This window comes from Rhizobium sp. BK529, from assembly GCF_014194105.1.
Lineage (GTDB): Bacteria > Pseudomonadota > Alphaproteobacteria > Rhizobiales > Rhizobiaceae > Rhizobium.
Map to the genome: position 1 here is coordinate 362,893 of NZ_JACIAU010000004.1, position 16,601 is coordinate 379,493.

At 58.5% G+C, this 16,601-nt stretch carries 18 protein-coding genes; 5 read left to right on the top strand and 13 right to left on the bottom strand.

Annotation, left to right across the window (positions count from 1 at the left end):
* Positions 1-278: 278 nt before the first annotated feature.
* The 8 genes from FHX08_RS24510 to FHX08_RS24540 all read right to left on the bottom strand — a co-directional run bounded on the left by FHX08_RS24510 (position 279) and on the right by FHX08_RS24540 (position 7,266).
* Positions 279-443: a hypothetical protein gene (locus FHX08_RS24510; protein ID WP_165911939.1), complete on the bottom strand. Its 165-nt coding sequence runs from the start codon at positions 441-443 to the stop codon at positions 279-281.
* 131 nt (positions 444-574) lie between these two features.
* Positions 575-763, bottom strand: a complete 189-nt coding sequence (locus FHX08_RS31625) for a hypothetical protein (protein WP_132655996.1) — start codon at positions 761-763, stop codon at positions 575-577.
* Positions 764-924: 161 nt separating this feature from the next.
* Positions 925-1,674, bottom strand: a complete 750-nt coding sequence (locus tag FHX08_RS24515) for an ABC transporter ATP-binding protein (protein WP_132655998.1) — start codon at positions 1,672-1,674, stop codon at positions 925-927.
* A complete protein-coding gene (locus tag FHX08_RS24520) occupies positions 1,671-2,504 on the bottom strand; it encodes an ABC transporter ATP-binding protein (RefSeq protein ID WP_132656000.1) in 834 nt (277 codons plus the stop codon). Before FHX08_RS24520 ends, FHX08_RS24515 begins: the two co-directional genes overlap by 4 nt.
* Positions 2,501-3,436: a nickel transporter permease gene (nikC, locus tag FHX08_RS24525; protein ID WP_132656002.1), complete on the bottom strand. Its 936-nt coding sequence runs from the start codon at positions 3,434-3,436 to the stop codon at positions 2,501-2,503. Before nikC ends, FHX08_RS24520 begins: the two co-directional genes overlap by 4 nt.
* Positions 3,433-4,500, bottom strand: coding sequence for an ABC transporter permease (locus FHX08_RS24530; RefSeq protein ID WP_132656004.1), 1,068 nt, complete (start codon positions 4,498-4,500; stop codon positions 3,433-3,435). Before FHX08_RS24530 ends, nikC begins: the two co-directional genes overlap by 4 nt.
* A 21-nt stretch (positions 4,501-4,521) precedes the next feature.
* Complete coding sequence (locus FHX08_RS24535; RefSeq protein WP_132656006.1) at positions 4,522-6,162, bottom strand: ABC transporter substrate-binding protein; 1,641 nt, start codon at positions 6,160-6,162, stop codon at positions 4,522-4,524.
* A gap of 45 nt (positions 6,163-6,207) precedes the next feature.
* Complete coding sequence (locus FHX08_RS24540) at positions 6,208-7,266, bottom strand: dipeptidase (RefSeq protein ID WP_132656008.1); 1,059 nt, start codon at positions 7,264-7,266, stop codon at positions 6,208-6,210.
* A 211-nt stretch (positions 7,267-7,477) separates the two neighbouring features.
* Here FHX08_RS24540 and FHX08_RS24545 point away from each other — a divergent pair, with 211 nt between their 5' ends.
* Complete coding sequence (locus FHX08_RS24545; RefSeq protein WP_132656010.1) at positions 7,478-7,777, top strand: NUDIX hydrolase; 300 nt, start codon at positions 7,478-7,480, stop codon at positions 7,775-7,777.
* Positions 7,770-8,039 carry a hypothetical protein gene (locus FHX08_RS24550; RefSeq protein ID WP_132656012.1) on the top strand — a complete coding sequence of 90 codons (270 nt, stop codon included), beginning with the start codon at positions 7,770-7,772 and terminating at the stop codon, positions 8,037-8,039. The genes FHX08_RS24545 and FHX08_RS24550 overlap by 8 nt, the downstream gene beginning before the upstream one ends.
* A gap of 25 nt (positions 8,040-8,064) precedes the next feature.
* On the opposite strand, the gene FHX08_RS24555 is transcribed toward FHX08_RS24550, so the two are convergent.
* From FHX08_RS24555 to FHX08_RS24565, 3 genes are all read right to left on the bottom strand, one after another.
* Complete coding sequence (locus FHX08_RS24555; RefSeq protein WP_132656014.1) at positions 8,065-9,090, bottom strand: ABC transporter permease; 1,026 nt, start codon at positions 9,088-9,090, stop codon at positions 8,065-8,067.
* Between the two features lie 33 nt (positions 9,091-9,123).
* A complete protein-coding gene (locus FHX08_RS24560; protein WP_132656016.1) occupies positions 9,124-10,665 on the bottom strand; it encodes a sugar ABC transporter ATP-binding protein in 1,542 nt (513 codons plus the stop codon).
* Between the two features lie 69 nt (positions 10,666-10,734).
* Positions 10,735-11,664 carry a sugar ABC transporter substrate-binding protein gene (locus FHX08_RS24565; protein WP_132656018.1) on the bottom strand — a complete coding sequence of 310 codons (930 nt, stop codon included), beginning with the start codon at positions 11,662-11,664 and terminating at the stop codon, positions 10,735-10,737.
* Positions 11,665-12,053: 389 nt separating this feature from the next.
* On the opposite strand from FHX08_RS24565, the gene FHX08_RS24570 reads away from it, so the two are divergent.
* On the top strand, positions 12,054-12,557 hold the full coding sequence (locus FHX08_RS24570; RefSeq protein ID WP_132656020.1) for a DUF1993 family protein: 504 nt from the start codon (positions 12,054-12,056) through the stop codon (positions 12,555-12,557).
* Positions 12,558-12,564: 7 nt separating this feature from the next.
* On the opposite strand, the gene FHX08_RS24575 is transcribed toward FHX08_RS24570, so the two are convergent.
* Positions 12,565-14,106 (bottom strand): alkaline phosphatase family protein, encoded by a 1,542-nt coding sequence (locus tag FHX08_RS24575; RefSeq protein WP_132656022.1) that lies wholly within the window; start codon positions 14,104-14,106, stop codon positions 12,565-12,567.
* Positions 14,084-15,067: a UDP-glucose 4-epimerase GalE gene (gene galE / locus FHX08_RS24580; protein WP_184327717.1), complete on the bottom strand. Its 984-nt coding sequence runs from the start codon at positions 15,065-15,067 to the stop codon at positions 14,084-14,086. Before galE ends, FHX08_RS24575 begins: the two co-directional genes overlap by 23 nt.
* A gap of 256 nt (positions 15,068-15,323) precedes the next feature.
* Between galE and FHX08_RS24585 the strand changes: the two genes are divergently transcribed.
* Both FHX08_RS24585 and FHX08_RS24590 read left to right on the top strand, forming a co-directional pair.
* Positions 15,324-15,968 carry a ThuA domain-containing protein gene (locus tag FHX08_RS24585; protein ID WP_132656026.1) on the top strand — a complete coding sequence of 215 codons (645 nt, stop codon included), beginning with the start codon at positions 15,324-15,326 and terminating at the stop codon, positions 15,966-15,968.
* A gap of 54 nt (positions 15,969-16,022) precedes the next feature.
* Entirely contained in the window at positions 16,023-16,592 is a 570-nt protein-coding gene (locus FHX08_RS24590; protein WP_132656303.1) for a GNAT family N-acetyltransferase, read from the top strand.
* The last annotated feature ends 9 nt before the right edge of the window (positions 16,593-16,601 follow it).

Consider the following 16,601-nt stretch of genomic DNA (forward strand, 5'->3'; position numbering starts at 1 on the left):
TTGTCCAGCCTGCCGGCATGAAAAAGTGCACGGATGGCATCCACGGCATGGACAGCGTTATCAGCGCTTCACGCCTACTTTCCGGATAAGCTGGATTGCGTGGAATAGGGTTCGTGAGGAGGATCGGGGTACCCGACCATCACCGCAGGGTGCGCCCCTGAGCATTCTCCAAATTGGACACCAAAGCGTCAGGAGAATGCTGTTGCACCCCAATTTTCCAGACAGGGAAACGATTGATCAGGCGAGCGCCACAAGTTAGCGCCCGATACACATCGGCATCAGCTGACGAGGCCGAAGACCATTGCGACGACGAAAAGGAAAGCCGCCGTAAAAAACGTTGCATGGATCGCGGTCTGAATTCTGTGCCGCGTGGTGACCGGCTTCTTCGCCGGTACGGATCCGTACTGGTTCACGTGAGTATTCGACATACCCAAATTTGCCATGTGTCGCCTCCGTCTGTTTGTGTGCGGCTGGTCTACCAACTCGCTTTTATTTTCTTATATACCCTATCAAGTAGGTAGAGATAAATTTCCGTCCAGAGCAGATGGAAAAGAAAATCCAACCAAACTTGTACTCAGCAGAGCGTGCGCCATGCCCAGATCCAGGAACGCTCGATGGCACAGTCGTTCTGGGGTGCGTTGGGGGATGTTTCGAGCAACCGGCGATCCTTTTCCGCCGGTATTTTCACGGAGGTAGTTTCCCTCCGATCGGCATTAACAGGAGGATCGAGGTAACCCATGGTCATCCCACCGAGAAAGAACATGCCTCAACCTCCATCGATCACGAAAGCTAACGGTCGTTAACGGGATCATGACAGAACTAAGGCAGCTGTCAATAGTCTAGTCGAATGGTCGTGTTTTAGGGAAGCGTTATCCTTAACGCCGCGCCGCACGAGGTTTTTCAAAAGCTTGAAAACATTGACTTTCAAGCCTTCACGAATCCCTTGCTCGCGATCATGAGATTTCTCGTATACTCTTCATGAACCTTGCCGCCTGCAAGTTCGGCCGATGTCAGCCGCTCAACAACAGCACCCCCTCGCATCACGGCAAGCCTCTCGCACATATGGGTGACAACGCCGAGATCATGACTGACCATGACGAAGGTCAGTTTCCGGTCGCGGCGGATCTGTTCCAGAAGGTTGAGAACTTCAGCTTGGACAGAGGCATCGAGCGCGGATGTTGGCTCGTCGAGTAACAGGATCGATGGTTCGACGATCAACGCGCGGGCGATCGCCACACGCTGTCTCTGGCCGCCGGAAAGCTGATGCGGATAGCGGAAGCGGAAGCCATTGCCAAGGCCTACCTCATCAAGCGCACGAGCAATGCGCTTTTCGCTGTCACCGATGCCGTGGATCACGAGTGGTTCAAGAAGCAGCCGGTCAACGGTCTGGCGGGGATGCAGCGAACCGTAGGGGTCTTGAAAGACCATCTGAACGCTTCGATAAAAGCCCTTGCTGCGCTTCGAACCTTTTACAGCCTCACCATGAACGCGGACCGTCCCCTCGCTGACGGGCGCAAGCCCGGCGACAGCCCGCAGCAGCGTCGACTTGCCCGAACCGGATTCACCGACGAGGCCGAAGGATTCGCCACTTTCAATGGAAACGCTGACCTCTTTCAGCGCGTAAAAATGGTCGTAGACGACGCAGAGATGTTCGACAGATAACGCCGTACTCATGCAGCCCACTCCGGCTTGCGGTCGAGAACCGGCAGCGGATGCCTGTTTTCACCAATCTGCGGCATGCAATTGAGCAGGCCTTGTGTATAGGGATGTTTCGCATTTCGAAGCTCGGATGCTGCGATCTCCTCGACAATGCGCCCGGCATACATGACGATGACACGGTCGCAGAAGGAGGAGACGAGCCTCAAATCGTGGGATACGAAGATCAGGCCCATGCCGCGCTGGGATACCAACCGGTCCATGATCCTGAGAACATCGAGCTGAACCGTGACATCGAGCGCGGATGTCGGCTCGTCGGCGATCAGCAGCTCCGGACCGGCGATCAGCATCATGGCAATCATCGCGCGCTGGCCCATGCCGCCTGAAACCTCATGTGGGTAGAGATCGAAGACCCGACCGGGATCACGGATCTGCACGGCCTCCAGCATGGAAAACGCACGGTCACGCGCCTCGCCTTTGCCGACCTTCTCATGGGTGCGCAGCGTTTCGCAGATCTGCTTGCCGATGGTCATGACCGGATCGAGCGAATATTTCGGATCCTGCAGGATCATGGCGATACGTTTGCCGCGCAGCCTGCGCCGTTCCGAAGCCGAGGCCTTCAGGAGATCGATGCCGCTGAAATCGAGCGTATCAGCGGTAACGATGCCATGTTTCGGCGTCAGGCCCATGATGGCGCGACCGGTCTGCGATTTGCCTGAACCGGATTCTCCGACGATGCCGAGGCGTTCCTTGCCGAGTGTGAAGGAAACACCGCGCACGGCCTCGATGACACCAGTGCGGGTCGGATAGCTGACACGAAGGTTCTTCACAGTCAGAAGCGAACTCATTGACCGGCCTCCTTCGGATCGAGCGCATCGCGCAGACCATCACCTAGAAGGTTGAAGCCGAGGCTGACGATGAGGATGGCGACACCGGGCATGGCCGCAACCCACCATTGGTCGAGGATGAAGCGGCGGCCGGAGGCGATCATCGCGCCCCATTCCGGCAGCGGCGGCTGCGCGCCGAGGCCGAGGAAGCCGAGGCCGGCTGCCGTCAGGATGATGCCCGCCATGTCGAGCGTCACCCGCACGATCAGCGAGGAGATGCAGAGCGGCATGATATGGCGCACGATGATGCGCAGCGGAGAGGCGCCCATCAGCTTGACCGCCGAGATGTAATCGGAACGGCGAACTGTCAGCGTCTCGGCGCGCGCGATACGCGCATAGGGCGGCCAGGAAGTGATCGCAATGGCGATGATGGCGTTCTGGATGCCGGGGCCGAGTGCTGCGACGAAGGCAAGCGCCAGCACCAGCTTCGGGAAAGCGAGGAAGATATCGGTGATGCGCATCAGCGTCGCATCCACCCATCCGCCGGCATAGCCCGATACCGTGCCGACGATGAGACCGATCGGCGCCGAGATGATGGCGACCAGCACCACGACGAGCAGCGTCAGCCGCGAGCCGTAAACGAGGCGCGAGAAGATATCGCGGCCCTGATCGTCAGTGCCGAGCAGATAGCCGGCACTGCCAGGCGGCAACAGGCGCGCATTTTTGAGATCGCCGACAACGGGATTATGCGTGGCGATGACGTCGGCAAAGGCGGCAATCAGCAGCAATGCCACGATGATCAGCAGCCCGACGACAGCAAGCCGGTTGGCGGTAAACTGCCGCCATGTGACATAGGCGCGGCCGAGTCTCGCCTGCATGCGCGACTGCGGTCGGTCTGACAGCAGCCAATCGCGGCGGCTCATAGGTGTAGAAAGCGTGGTCGGAACCGTCATCGGTTGCGCGTCCTCGGGTCAAGTATCCGATAGAGAAGATCGGAGATGAGGTTGATGCCGACAAAGACCGTGCCGATGACGATCGTGCCGCCGAGCACGGCGTTCATATCGGCGCTTTGCAGCGAATTGGTGATGTAAAGGCCGATTCCGGGCCAGGAGAAGACTGTCTCGGTCAGAACGGAACCTTCGAGCAGGCCAGCGTAGGAAAGCGCAATGACGGTCACCAGCGGCACCGCGGCATTCCTTAGCGCATGGCCCCAAATCACCCGCGTTTCCGAAAGCCCCTTGGCGCGCGCGGCAACCACATATTCCTGCGACAGCTCATTCAGCATGAAGCTGCGGGTCATGCGGCTGATATAGGCAAGTGAGAAATAGCCGAGCAGCGAGGCCGGCAGGATGATATGGCGGAAGACGTCATAAAAGACGTCCCACTGCCCCTGCCACGCGCTGTCGAGCAGGTAAAAACCGGTGACCGGCGTGAAACTGTATTCGTAGACGATGTCGATGCGGCCGGGAAAAGCTACCCAGCGCAGCTGCGCATAGAAGATGACGAGCGAGATCAGAGCCAGCCAGAAGATCGGCACCGAATAACCGACGAGGCCGATGACGCGCACGATCTGATCGGCGATGCTGCCGCGGCGCACAGCTGCCAGCACACCGAGCGGCACGCCGATGACCGATCCGATGATCGTGCCGACGGTCGCAAGCTCCAGCGTCGCCGGGAAGACGCGGCGAATATCGACCATGACCGGATTGGTGGTCAGCACCGAATTGCCGAAATCGCCGGAGAGAATGCCTTTCAGGTAGATATAGAACTGCTCGTAGAGCGGCAGGTCGAAGCCCATTTCGTGGCGTACGCGTTCCACCACATGGGTTGGCGCGCGATCGCCGAGAATGGCGAGCACGGGATCGATCGGTACGACGCGACCGATGAAGAAGGTAACAGCCAGAAGGCCGAGATAGGTGGTTACGGCGGCAAAGAAAAAACGCCCAACCGCCTTCGCAAAGGAAACTGCACGGCCCTTGCGGGGCCGCGCCTCCTGTCTTGTTTCGACGATACTCACTGGATCAGCCTAGCCGGCTCATCACTTCGAGATCGGACCTACATAGTTCGTATCGAAGCTCGGCCCCAGTTTGAAATCCTTGAGGTTCTTGCGATATCCGGCCACTTCGATCTGCTGGAAGATGATGACGAAGGGGCTGTCGGCCAGGAACTTCTTCTGGACATCCTCGTACATGGCGGCGCGCTTTGCAGCGTCGCGTTCGAGCAACGCAGCCTTCGTCTCCTTGTCGAGCTCAGGTGCTTCCCAAGTATTGCGCCATGCAAGCGTCTTTACCGTGCCGGCATCGGAATTGTCCGGATTGGAGGTGAATGTATCCGCATTGGAGTTCGGGTCGAAATAATCCGAGCCCCACTGGCCGATATACATGTCGTGCGTACGGGCGCGGTACTTGGTCAGCGTCTGCTTGCCGTCACCGGGAATGATTTCCATCTTTACGCCGGCCTGGGCGAGCGTCTGCTGCATCGACTCGGCAATGCCGGTGACCGGCTGCGTGTTACGCACATCCATGGTGACCGAGAAGCCATCCGGCAGGCCGGCCTTGGCGAGCAGTTCCTTTGCCTTGGCAACGTCAAGTTTATAAGGATTGTCGTTCAGGGCGCCGAGCTGACCGGTCGGCAGGAAGGTCTGATGAATCTCGCCGATACCCTTGATGAGGGTTGCACCGATCGCGTCATAGTCGACGAGATATTTGAAGGCTTCCTGTACCTCAGGCTTCTTCAGATTCTCGTTCTTGCTGTTGAGGCTGACATAATAAATCGTGCTCTTTGGTGCATTCGTGGTCGCCAGATCCGCGTTCTTGGAAACGGCATCGAGGTCGCCCGGCTCGAGGTTACGGGCAATGTCGATATCGCCGGCTTCGAGCGCCAGGCGCTGGGCAGAACTTTCCTTCATGTAGCGGTAAATGACGCGGTTAAGCTTTGCCTTCTCACCGTAATAGTTGTCGTTGCGCTCCATGACGACGACTTCATTGGCGCGCCATTCACGCAGCTTATAGGCGCCGGAGCCGGCATAATTCGTCTTCAGCCATTCATTGCCAAAGTCGTTGTCGTACTTGTGGTCGGCATCGACGGTAACGGACTTCACATGGTCCATGACCAGCTTCTTGTCGACGACGGAAGCGACGGTCGCCGTCAGGCAGTTCAGCACGAAGCTCGGTGCGTATGGCTTATCGACGGTGAAGGTGAAAGTCGTGGGATCGACGGCCTTTGCCTTTTCAGTGACGTTGCCGCCGGTCAGACCGAACTGGGTGAGGATGAAGGCCGGGCTCTTATCGAGCTTGACGGCACGCTCGAAGGACCAGGCAACATCTTCAGCGGTGATCGGGTTGCCAGAAGCAAACTTCAGACCAGGCTTCAGCTTGAACGTATAGGTCAGGCCGTCATCGGAAACGGTCCAGCTGTCGGCGAGGTCGCCTTTGACCTTCGATGTGTCGTTCATGTCGAGGCGGACGAGAAGGCTATAGGTGTTGCTGGTGACCTCAGCTGTCGAAAGCTCGAAAGCCTCGCCCGGGTCCATCGAGATAATGTCGTCGATGGCGAAGCCTTCGACGAGCGTGTCCTTCGGCGTCTCTGCAAAGGCAGCAGGTGCTGCCACTGTCAGGAGCGAAAGGGCAGCCCCGGCGGAAAGAAGGCGGAAGCTGCGGTTCAGTTTGGTAATCATCATGGTCTGTTCCCCTGTTCTTGATTGATTACAAAGTCTTATTTGGCTTTAAGCGTCCTCTTCCCTCCACGCCTTAGCCAAGATGCGAAGCCAGTTTTCGCTGGCCATTTTCGTCAATTCCTCCGCACCATAGCCAGCTTGCCGGAGAGCGGCAATCAGCTTCTGATTACCCGCGGCATCGCCGATTTCCTCCGGGATCGTCGCGCCGTCAAAGTCCGAACCGAGCGCTACGCAATCGATTCCGACGCGGTTCACCAGATAGTCGATATGGCGGATCATGTCGGAAAGCGGCGTGTCCGCATCGGAGCGGCCGTCCGGACGCAGCATAGCCGTCGCATAATTTACGCCAACGAGGCCACGGCGCTCGCGGATCGCATCGAGCTGCCTGTCGGTGAGATTGCGGGCGACGGGCGTCAAAGCGTGCGCATTGGAATGGCTGGCAACAAGCGGCTGGTCGCTCGCCTTCTCGACATCCCAGAAACCTTTCTCGGTAATATGGGCAAGGTCGATCATGATGCCGAGGCGGTTGCACTCGCGCACCAGCGCGAAGCCAGCTTCCGTCAGGCCCGGCGCGGTATCCGGCGAACTCGGGAAGGCAAAGGGTACGCCATGACCGAAGATATTGTGCCGGCTCCAGACCGGGCCGAGCGAACGCAAACCGGCGGCATAAAAGATCTCGAGCGCGGCAAGATCGGCCCCAATAGCCTCACATCCTTCGATATGCATGACCGCGGCGAAGATGCCGTCGGCCATTGCCTTGCGGATATCCTTCACCGAGCGGCAGAGACGCCAGGCGCCGGCGTGATCGAGCCTCAGCGCAATCGCCGCCATTTCAGTGGCGATGGCGAGCGAAGGCAGCGGATCGAGAGGAGTCGCGAGCGGTGTCGCATAATGGCCGTTGGCATCAGGATCGGCAAAAACCAGATCACCCGAGGGAATGTAGATGGCGCAAAGACCACCAGCCAGTCCGCCGGCCTTTGACCGCGGAGCGTCTATATGGCCTGCAGTCGTACCGTCAGCGAATTCCGCGACAGGATCATTTCCGTCTTTCGCATGGGACCAGAGTCGAAGGAGAACGTCGTTATGGCCGTCGAATACGAGTTGCATCTGCTTTCCTGCGCTGCCCGAACGGGCGGATCGAAGCGGCAAGAATAGAAAAGCTGGCGGAAAGCGCCACCTATTTTTTTACAAATGCGCAATGTGGAAATCATGCAATTTTGCGGTGCAAAAGGGCGGCGCCGCAGATACCTTGCATACCCCGTTCCGCAGGCTCAATCATCGCAGAATGTCTTTTCTGCCAATGATCTGAAAGAACCAGATGATTGACGAAGTTTTCCAGGCATTTGTTCGACAATACCCGGATGCCAAGCTGACGGCGGCAGACCAGCCCTTGCCGGAAGCCGATTTTAAGGCGCAGAAACACAAGCACTTTTCCCGTCGGGCGTTGGGCGGAGCGATCGGCATCATCCACAATGCCAGAGGTCAAATCGTGCTCGCGAAGAGAAGCGGCATGCACGCGGGCTGGTCTCTACCGGGTGGAACGGTTGAAGAAGGCGAGGATTTTTCAATCGCATTTCGCCGCGAGATATCGGAGGAGATTGGCGTGTCCTTTGGATGACGTCGATCTGATCGAACTCGAGCGAAAAAGGTTTGTTTCACCGAAAGGCGAAACCTTTGCCTTCCTGCTTGCCGTTTTTGAAGCGCGTATAAGTGAGGAAGAACTGCCCGAACCGACCCATCACGCACTCGCTGAGGGGCTGGAAATCGCGCTCTTCTACCCGGCCGATATTCTTCACAAGATGATTCTCGGGGATCGCCAGAAACTCACGAGCCACCTGGAGATATCCGGCCCTCATTGTGATCCCTACCATTCTCCATAAACAGGGGCCGAGGCCCCTTTCCGGTTCAGTGCTTGGTGCGCTTCTTCTGTCTGTAGACGTCGACGACCACTGCCGCGACGATGATGACGCCTTTGACGATCTCTTGGTAGTAGGCATCGATCCTGAGGAAAGTGAAGCCGGAGGTCATGACACCGAGGATGACGGTGCCGATGACTGTACCGGTGATGCGCCCGACACCGCCAGTGAGCGAGGTACCGCCGATGACGGTCGCAGCGATCGCATCGAGTTCATACCCGACACCCATGCTGGCCTGCGCGGTTTCTGCGCGCGCCGCGGTGACGATACCGGCAAGACCAGCAAGCAATCCGGCGATTACGTAGACCTTGACGAGATGTGCCTCGATATTGATGCCGGAAACGCGCGCGGCCTGTGGATTCGCGCCGATCGCATAGGTGAACTTTCCGTAGCGCGTGTAGCGCAGCGCAATATGGAAGATCATCGCGACAACGAGAAAGACGACGACCGGCCATGCCTTGGTTCCGATGAAATGGAACTGTTCGGTAATCCCGGAAACCGGCTGCCCCTTGGTATACCACTTCGCAACACCTCTCGCCGACACGAACATGCCGAGCGTCGCGATGAACGGCGGGATTTTCGTGTAGGCGATAAGCGAGCCGTTTATGAGGCCGGCGACCGCCCCGATCAACAGGCCGATCATGATCGGTACGAGCGCCGGCAGGTCTGTCAGCGAGGGAAAAACGGCCCGACCCCAAGTGGAGGACTGGGCAAAGCTCGTCGCGATCATCGCTGTCATGCCGACGACCGAGCCCGACGAAAGATCGATGCCGCCGGTGATGATGACCTGGGTGACGCCGACGGCGATGATACCGATGACGGAGACCTGCAGGATCATGATCGTCAGGCGCTGTGAATTCAGGAGGAAGCTCTGGCCGATGAACAGCCAGCCCAGCACCTCATAGACCAGCGCGATGCCGACAAGCACGAGGAAGATGCTGAGCTCCGGCGGCATGCGCCGCCGCCTTGGCCGGGTTGCGAGCGGAGCCGGACTCTCTGCTGCCGTAGTATTCATGTCAAACCTCCCTTGAGTGATCGCAGGCGCGCATCACTGCGCAGCCAGTTCCATCACCTTGATCTGCGTTGCTTCATCGCGATTGAGGAAACCGGTCACGCGCCCTTCATGCATGACCATGATGCGGTCGCTCATGCCGAGCACTTCCGGCATCTCCGACGAGATCATGATGATCGCGACGCCGTTACGCGCCATTTCGGTGACCAGCCGGTGAATTTCCGCCTTGGCGCCGACATCGATGCCGCGCGTCGGCTCATCGAGGATCAGAATCTTCGGATGGGTGAGCAGCCAGCGCCCGATCAGCACCTTCTGCTGATTGCCGCCCGAGAGATTCTCGACGCGCTCGTAAAGATTGGGCGTTTTCACGCGCAGCCTTTTCGCCATGTCTTCACAGGTCGCCTCGATGGCACCCTGCTGCACGAAGCCGGCCTTGACAAATCTGTCCTGCAGGACGGCGATCTGCATATTCTCCAGAATATCGAGGATTAGCAAGCACCCCGTATCTTTCCGGTCCTCTGTCAGGAACGCCATCTGGTGGCGGATAGCCTCGGTCGGCGAGGAGATCGTCACCGGCTTGCCGAAAAGCTCGATCGAGCCGGAGCTTGCCGGGGTCACCCCGAAAAGCGTTTCAGCGACGTTCGACCGTCCGGAGCCGACAAGACCGGCCACGCCGAGAATCTCGCCGGCTCTCACGTCAAAGGAAACGTCGCGGAAAACCTTGTTGAGGCAGAGATCCTTGACGGAGAGCACGACCTCGCCGATCGGCACCTCTTCCTTGGGGAACATCTGGGTGATTTCGCGCCCGACCATCATGCGGATGATGTCGTCGCGAGTGACCTCGGTCGAGGCATGCGTGCCGATATAGCGGCCGTCGCGGAAGACGGAAAACTCGTCGGCGATCTCGAAGAGCTCATTCATCTTATGGGTGATGTAGACGATGCCGATACCCTGAGCTCTCAGATCGCGGATGATACGGAAAAGATGCTCGACTTCACGCTCGGTCAGCGCAGAGGTCGGTTCGTCCATGATGAGGACATCGGAATTGTAGGAAACCGCCTTGGCGATCTCGACCATCTGCCGGTTGGCGACCGAAAGGTACCGGACCTCGATATCGGGATCGATCGCGATATTGAGCCGGTCAAACAGTTCTTCGGTCATGCGATGCATCACGCCGTGATCGACGAAGCCGAAACGGTTCTTGGGCTCGCGGCGAATCCAGATGTTTTCCGCGACTGTCATGAATGGCATCAGGTTCAGTTCCTGATGGATCATGGCAATACCGTTCTCTAGCGCATCGAGCGGAGATTTCAGACGTATCTCGACCCCTTTCAGGCGGATATCGCCCTTGTCGGGCGTGTAGATGCCGGCCAGAATCTTCATCAGCGTCGATTTGCCGGCGCCGTTTTCGCCCATCAGCGCATGCACGGAGGCCCGTTTCAGCCGGAACTGGACGTCGTCAAGCGCGATGACACCAGGAAATTCCTTGCGAACGCCCTCGGCGCTCAAGAGATATTCCGCATTCGGAATTGCGCCGCTTGCGCGCACGGCGGCCATGGTTGTCGGGCTGACGGCCATATCATCTCCTCCGGATACGGACAGGCGGAAAGGATGCGGGCAGAGCCCGCATCCTGCTTGGCATTTGCCTCAGTTCTTGGCGACGAAGTCCTTGACGTTGGCAGGCGTGACGAGCTGGAAGGGAATGTAGACCTTCTTCTCGACCTTTTCGCCCTTGGCAATCGCGAGCGCCGTATCGAGCGCGCCCTTACCCTGCCCGGCCGCGTCCTGGAAGACGGTGACGTCGAGATCGCCCGCCTGCATGGCGGCAAGCGCGTCCTGCGTGGCGTCGACGCCGCCGATGACGATCTTGCTCATGTCCTTGCCGGCCGCCTTGAGCGCCTGGATGGCGCCGATCGCCATTTCGTCGTTATTGGAGATCACGGCGTCGAACTCGATACCGCTGGAGAGCCAGTTGGTCATCAGGTCGGCACCTTGGGTGCGGTCCCAGTTTGCCGTCTGCTCTTCGACGATCTTCAATCCCTTGCATTCGTCCGTCTTGATCACGTCATGAACGTCCTGAGTGCGCATGCGCGCGGCCTGGTTGGAGAGCTCACCCATGATGACGACGGCATTGCCCTTGCCACCGAGGATTCGGCAGATTTCCTTGGTTTCCAGCGTGCCGGATTCCTGCTCGTTGGAAGCAACGAATGCCTGCTTGTCTGGCAGCGTATCGACGTTGACCGGCTGGCGGTTCACATAAACCAGCGGAATGCCGGCGTCAGCGGCGAGCTTCGACATCGCCGTGGTCGCATCGGTATCGACCGGGTTGACGATGATCGCATCGACCTTTGAGGCGATGAAGTTCTGGATCTGGCTCTGCTGCTTGGAAACATCGTTTTGTGCGTCTTCGACCTGCAGGGTGACACCTTTAAGGGTCTTTGCATAATCGGTCATACCATTGCGCAAAACGGTCAAGAAATTGTCGTCGAATTTCGCCATCGAAACGCCGACCGTTTCGGCATGAGCGGCCGCCGACATGACGAGCGCCATCGCAGTGCCCAGGATAAGCTTTCTCATTTTATTTCCTCCACAAAGCGGTGCCCGGCTGCACCCTCCTCACGCCGGGGCCTCAGACATCCGTCCGCAGGCCTCAAAGCCGCGCCGCCTCTCCCGTGGCGGCCCCATTAAAACGGAACAAACAAACCGTAAAATTTGTTTCGCGGAATATTCATTCCATTTTATCGAAACGACGTCAAGCCTCTTTGCCGAATTCGGACACCATCACAGAGGGGGAAGGCTGAGCAACACGATGGACTGCGCGGATCGGTCTGTTGCAATCCGGCCATGACGGACGGGAAACCGTCACAAGTGCTTATTGTGATCGTCGTAGAAATCCCCATCTAGTCAGCGCCAGAACAGCCCGCGCACACGGGCTGCCTGTTTGGAGATTTTTGGAGACAGGACAAATGTCCATTTCGATGTATCGCCTTACCGTGCCCATGTTCCAGCGCGGCATTGCCAGCCTGAAAACCTACCTCGACAAGGCGGAAGCCTATGCCGAAGAAAAGAAGATCGATCCCACCATTCTCGTAAACGCGCGTCTCGCCCCGGACATGCTGCCGCTTTCCGGCCAGTATCAGCGTGCCAGCGACAGCGCCAAATTTGCACTCTCCCGACTGACCGCAACCGACGCGCCGAAGTTCGAAGACAATGAAACCACGATCGCAGATCTGCGCGAGCGCATGGCAAAGACGGAAGCCTATCTCGCCAGCTTCTCGCCGCAGGCTTTGGAAGGCAGCGACGTCAGGGATATCACCATACCTGGCCGCAATAGTTCGGTCGTGCCGGGCATCGAATATGTCGCGCTCTTCGCGCTGCCGAACTTTTATTTCCACGTGACGACGGCTCATGCCATCCTGCGCAATCAGGGTGCGCCGGTTGGCAAGCGGGATTTCCTCGGAAATTTCTGATGCCCGATCAGGGCCGGTGCGTCACCGGCCCTTTCTCCGTCAGTTCGGTATAGGCAAGCGTCTGATCGAGATGCCGCGCTCGAAGCGACAGCAGCCGTTCTGCATAACCGAGCCGTACCGAGGCATAGGCCGGATCGTCAGCAAGGTTGCGCAACTCCATCGGATCGTTGACGAGATCGAAGAGCAGCGCCGGCAGCGCGGCGAAATGCACATATTTGAACCGCTCATCACGGATGACGGCAAGATTCAGCTCGTTCGACCGAAGGCCGAAATGCTGCTCCGCTTCGCCATCGGCGATATCCCGGAAATCGAACTCCCAGAAGGCTTCGTCCCGCCAGGCCTGAACCTTGCCATCGAGGAAGGACGTCAGCGACCGTCCATCGATGCCGTTGGCCGGTCTGATCCCGAGCCGATCGCAGAGTGTCGGGAACACATCGGCAGCGCTGGTGAAATTCTGCACGGTGCCGCCGGCTGAAGCCGCACCGGGATCGCGGATGACAAGCGGAATATGATAGCCGCCGTCGAAATAGCCGCCCTTGCCGAGCGTCCAGTGGTCGCCCGCCATCTCCGCATGATCTGACGTGAAAACGATGATCGTGTTATTCCATTCGCTCACGTCCTTCAGCGCCTGCCAAATGCGACCGAGCTGATCATCCACCTCGGCGATCATTCCATAGTAGATAGACCTGATCGCGTCGAAATCGGCGGCATTCCATTCGCTGAGTGGGCCTTCCGCCCCATGGATGAAACTACCCTTGCCGACACGCGGCATGGCATAGGCAAGATAGGGATGGCTTTGCCGTTCCGTCTCGCAATCTGCCGCACGCGCGAAGGCCGGACCTTCACCCGGCTTGAACATCCGATTGAACGGCTCCGGCACCGAGAAGGGCGGATGCGGCCGCAAAAAGGAGATATGCGCGAACCACGGTGCATCCTGCTCGCTCATCCAACGGATGAATTCGCCGGTGAGGAAGGCAGTCTGCGTCTCTTCGCGTGAATAGGCTGTTGCCGCGTCGGAGATTTCCCCCGCTTCAGCGCCGACAGGAATATGGATATCACGGTTGACAGCGTCCTTATGGCCACGGGAGCGCAGCCAGGAAAGCCATTGTCTTTCATGTTCCGGCAGGAGCTGGCGCACCGTGAAGCCAGGCAATACACCTTCATAGGTTGTGAGATGCGGATCATTGGCATCCATATCCCTGGGATCGGGCGCCGTGTCCGTGTAGCCGAAGAGCGTCGGATCGTAACCCGCACGCCTTGCCGCAAGGGCCAAATTATCGAACCGCCGGTCGAGCGGTGATCCGTTGCGGCAGACCCGGTGGTTCATCTGGTAAAGGCCGGTATAAAGCGTGGCCCGCGCCGGCGAACAGGGCGCGGCACCGGCATAATGCCGCCGGAAGAGCGTCCCTTCTTTCGCCAGTGCATCCACATTCGGCGTCCTGACACAGGCATGCCCGACAGCCGAAAGGCAATCGCCACGCCATTGATCCGCCGTGATGATGAGAACGTTGGGTCTCGCGCCGCGTTCAGTGGTGATTTGATCTCGCATGCCAGTTCCAGGCCGATTGAATAATCTGCGAGAGATCATACTGCGGCACCCAGCCGAGCACGTCCCGCGCCTTGTCGTTATTGGCAACCAGCGTATGCGAATCGCCTTCGCGACGACCGATATATTCCACCGGGAACGGCTTATTGGAGACGTCTTCGATGGCGCCAAGCAGTTCCTTCACGGTGGTGCCGGTGCCGGTGCCGAGGTTGAGCGCAACGGACTCGCCGCCATCGAGCAAATATTGGACGGCGCGCACATGTGCATCGGCGAGATCGAGGACATGGATATAGTCGCGCACGCAGGTGCCGTCACGTGTTTCATAATCGCTGCCGAACACTTTGAAGCCCTGACGACGGCCAAGAGCGGCATCAATCGCCAGCGGGATTGCATGCGTTTCCGGCTGGTGCCATTCGCCGATCCGGCCTTCGAAATCAGCACCCGCGGCATTGAAATAACGCAGTACGACGGAACGGAGATTCTTGTAGTGGTCGTAATCGGCAAGCGCTTGCTCGACGATGTACTTGGTTCGGCCGTAGGGATTGATCGGCACCTGGCGATGCGTCTCATCGAGCGGCACGCTCTGCGGCAGACCATAGGTCGCGCAGGTCGAAGAGAAGACGAAGGCATTGATGCCGGCCGCCTGTGCTGCTGAAAGCAGCGTCAATGTGCCGATGACATTGTTCTCGTAGAAGGAGACCGGATCCTTGACCGATTCGCCGACTTCGATCAGCGCTGCAAAATGCAGGATCGCCGAAGGCTTGTGCTTCGCCAGCACTTCATCGAGCCTTGCGCGATCGCGGATATCGCCCTCTTCTGCCGGCCCCCATTTGACGAATTCGCGATGACCGTTGGAGAAGTTGTCGAAGACGACGGGCTTGTAACCCTTGTTCGCCAGATCGAGGCACGTATGCGAGCCAATATAACCAGCGCCGCCGACGACCAGTACGGTTTCACCTGCCATGCATCTACCCTTTTGCAAGCCACAGATGCACAGACCTTAGCCAAGTTACACGTCAGTAAAAAGTTATCTTGGTTACATATTTGCAAAAAGAAGAAGATTAGAGAGGCCTTGTATACGGACGCGCCTGCTGACAAGGCAATTGCCTTGTCGGCTCGCGGACATTCATTATGTAACTGGCGGTATTACCCATGAGCGCCATCTGGCCGTTTGATCGAAGAGCCATCGAAAACCCGCTGCATCAGATCTGGGAGGAAATATGAGAAAGGCGATCATTGTCTGGGGCGGCTGGCCGGGCCACGAGCCGGAACCCTGCGCGAATATCGTTGGGGAATTGCTGCGTGAGGACGGCTTTGCTGTCGAGATCACCAATGATCTTGGCATTTTCGGCTCACCGCAACTCGCCAGGGCCGATCTTCTGGTGCCGGTGATTACCGGTGAGAAACTGGAAAAGCCGCATGCGGATTCCCTTGTCGAAGCTGTGCGTGGCGGACTCGGCCTCGGTGGCCACCATGGCTGCCTTGCCACGTCCTTCAAGGAAAGTGCGCCTTTTCGCTACGTCTCAGGCGTCACCTGGGTTGCCCATCCCGGCAATATCATTGATTTCCGGGTAGCGGTCACACGACAGGACGATCCGCTGATGGAAGATATCCCGGACTTCGACTATCGGTCGGAGCAATATTATTTGCATTACGATCCCTCGGTCGAAGTGCTCGCGACGACCACCTTCACCGGCCAGTACGATCCCGCCGCGCGCAATGTCGCAATGCCCGTCGTGTTCAAGCGGCATTTCGGTGAGGGCCGCGTGTTCTATTCCGCACTTGGCCATGTCGCCGCCGAATTCGACCATCCCTATATGCCGCTGATCCTGCGCCGCGGTCTCGGATGGGCCGCCCGGCAGTAGCAGCGGCGGGGCGGTCGCTTGCCGATCGTCCACCCGCGCTATATTTTCCCCGGCATGCAGGATCGCTTCTCTTTCTTCCCGGCAACCGCCGATCGCCTGGTCGATATCGAATTGGTCTTCGACGATTGCTCCGGTGGCCGGAATTGCCGGTGCGCCTATTGGTATCGTCCGAATGCCGAGTACAAGGCGGGATGGGGCGAAGGAAACCGCAGCTGGTTCCGAAACTTGATTGCTGAGCCGCGCCCGCCCGGCATTCTCGGCTGCCACGAGAACGAGCCAGCCGGATGGTGCGGCGTGGCGCCGCGCGCGGCATTCGACCGGCTGCGCCGTTCGAAACCTTTCGCTCCGGTCGATGATAGGCCGGTCTGGTCGATCAATTGCTTCATCGTCCGCAAACCATTCCGGCGCCAGGGCCTTTCGCGCTTGCTGTTGGAACACGCCATCGAATTTGCAAAGGCGAACGGCGCCGAATGTCTCGAGGCCTATCCCGTCGATCAAGAAGCCCGCGCTTCGAACGGAGCCGAGCTCTATCCGGGAACCCTTTCGATGTTTCTCGATGCAGGCTTCACGGAAGTGACAAGACGCTTGCCGGCAAGACCGATCGTCCGCCTGGAATGCTGCTGACTATTTGTC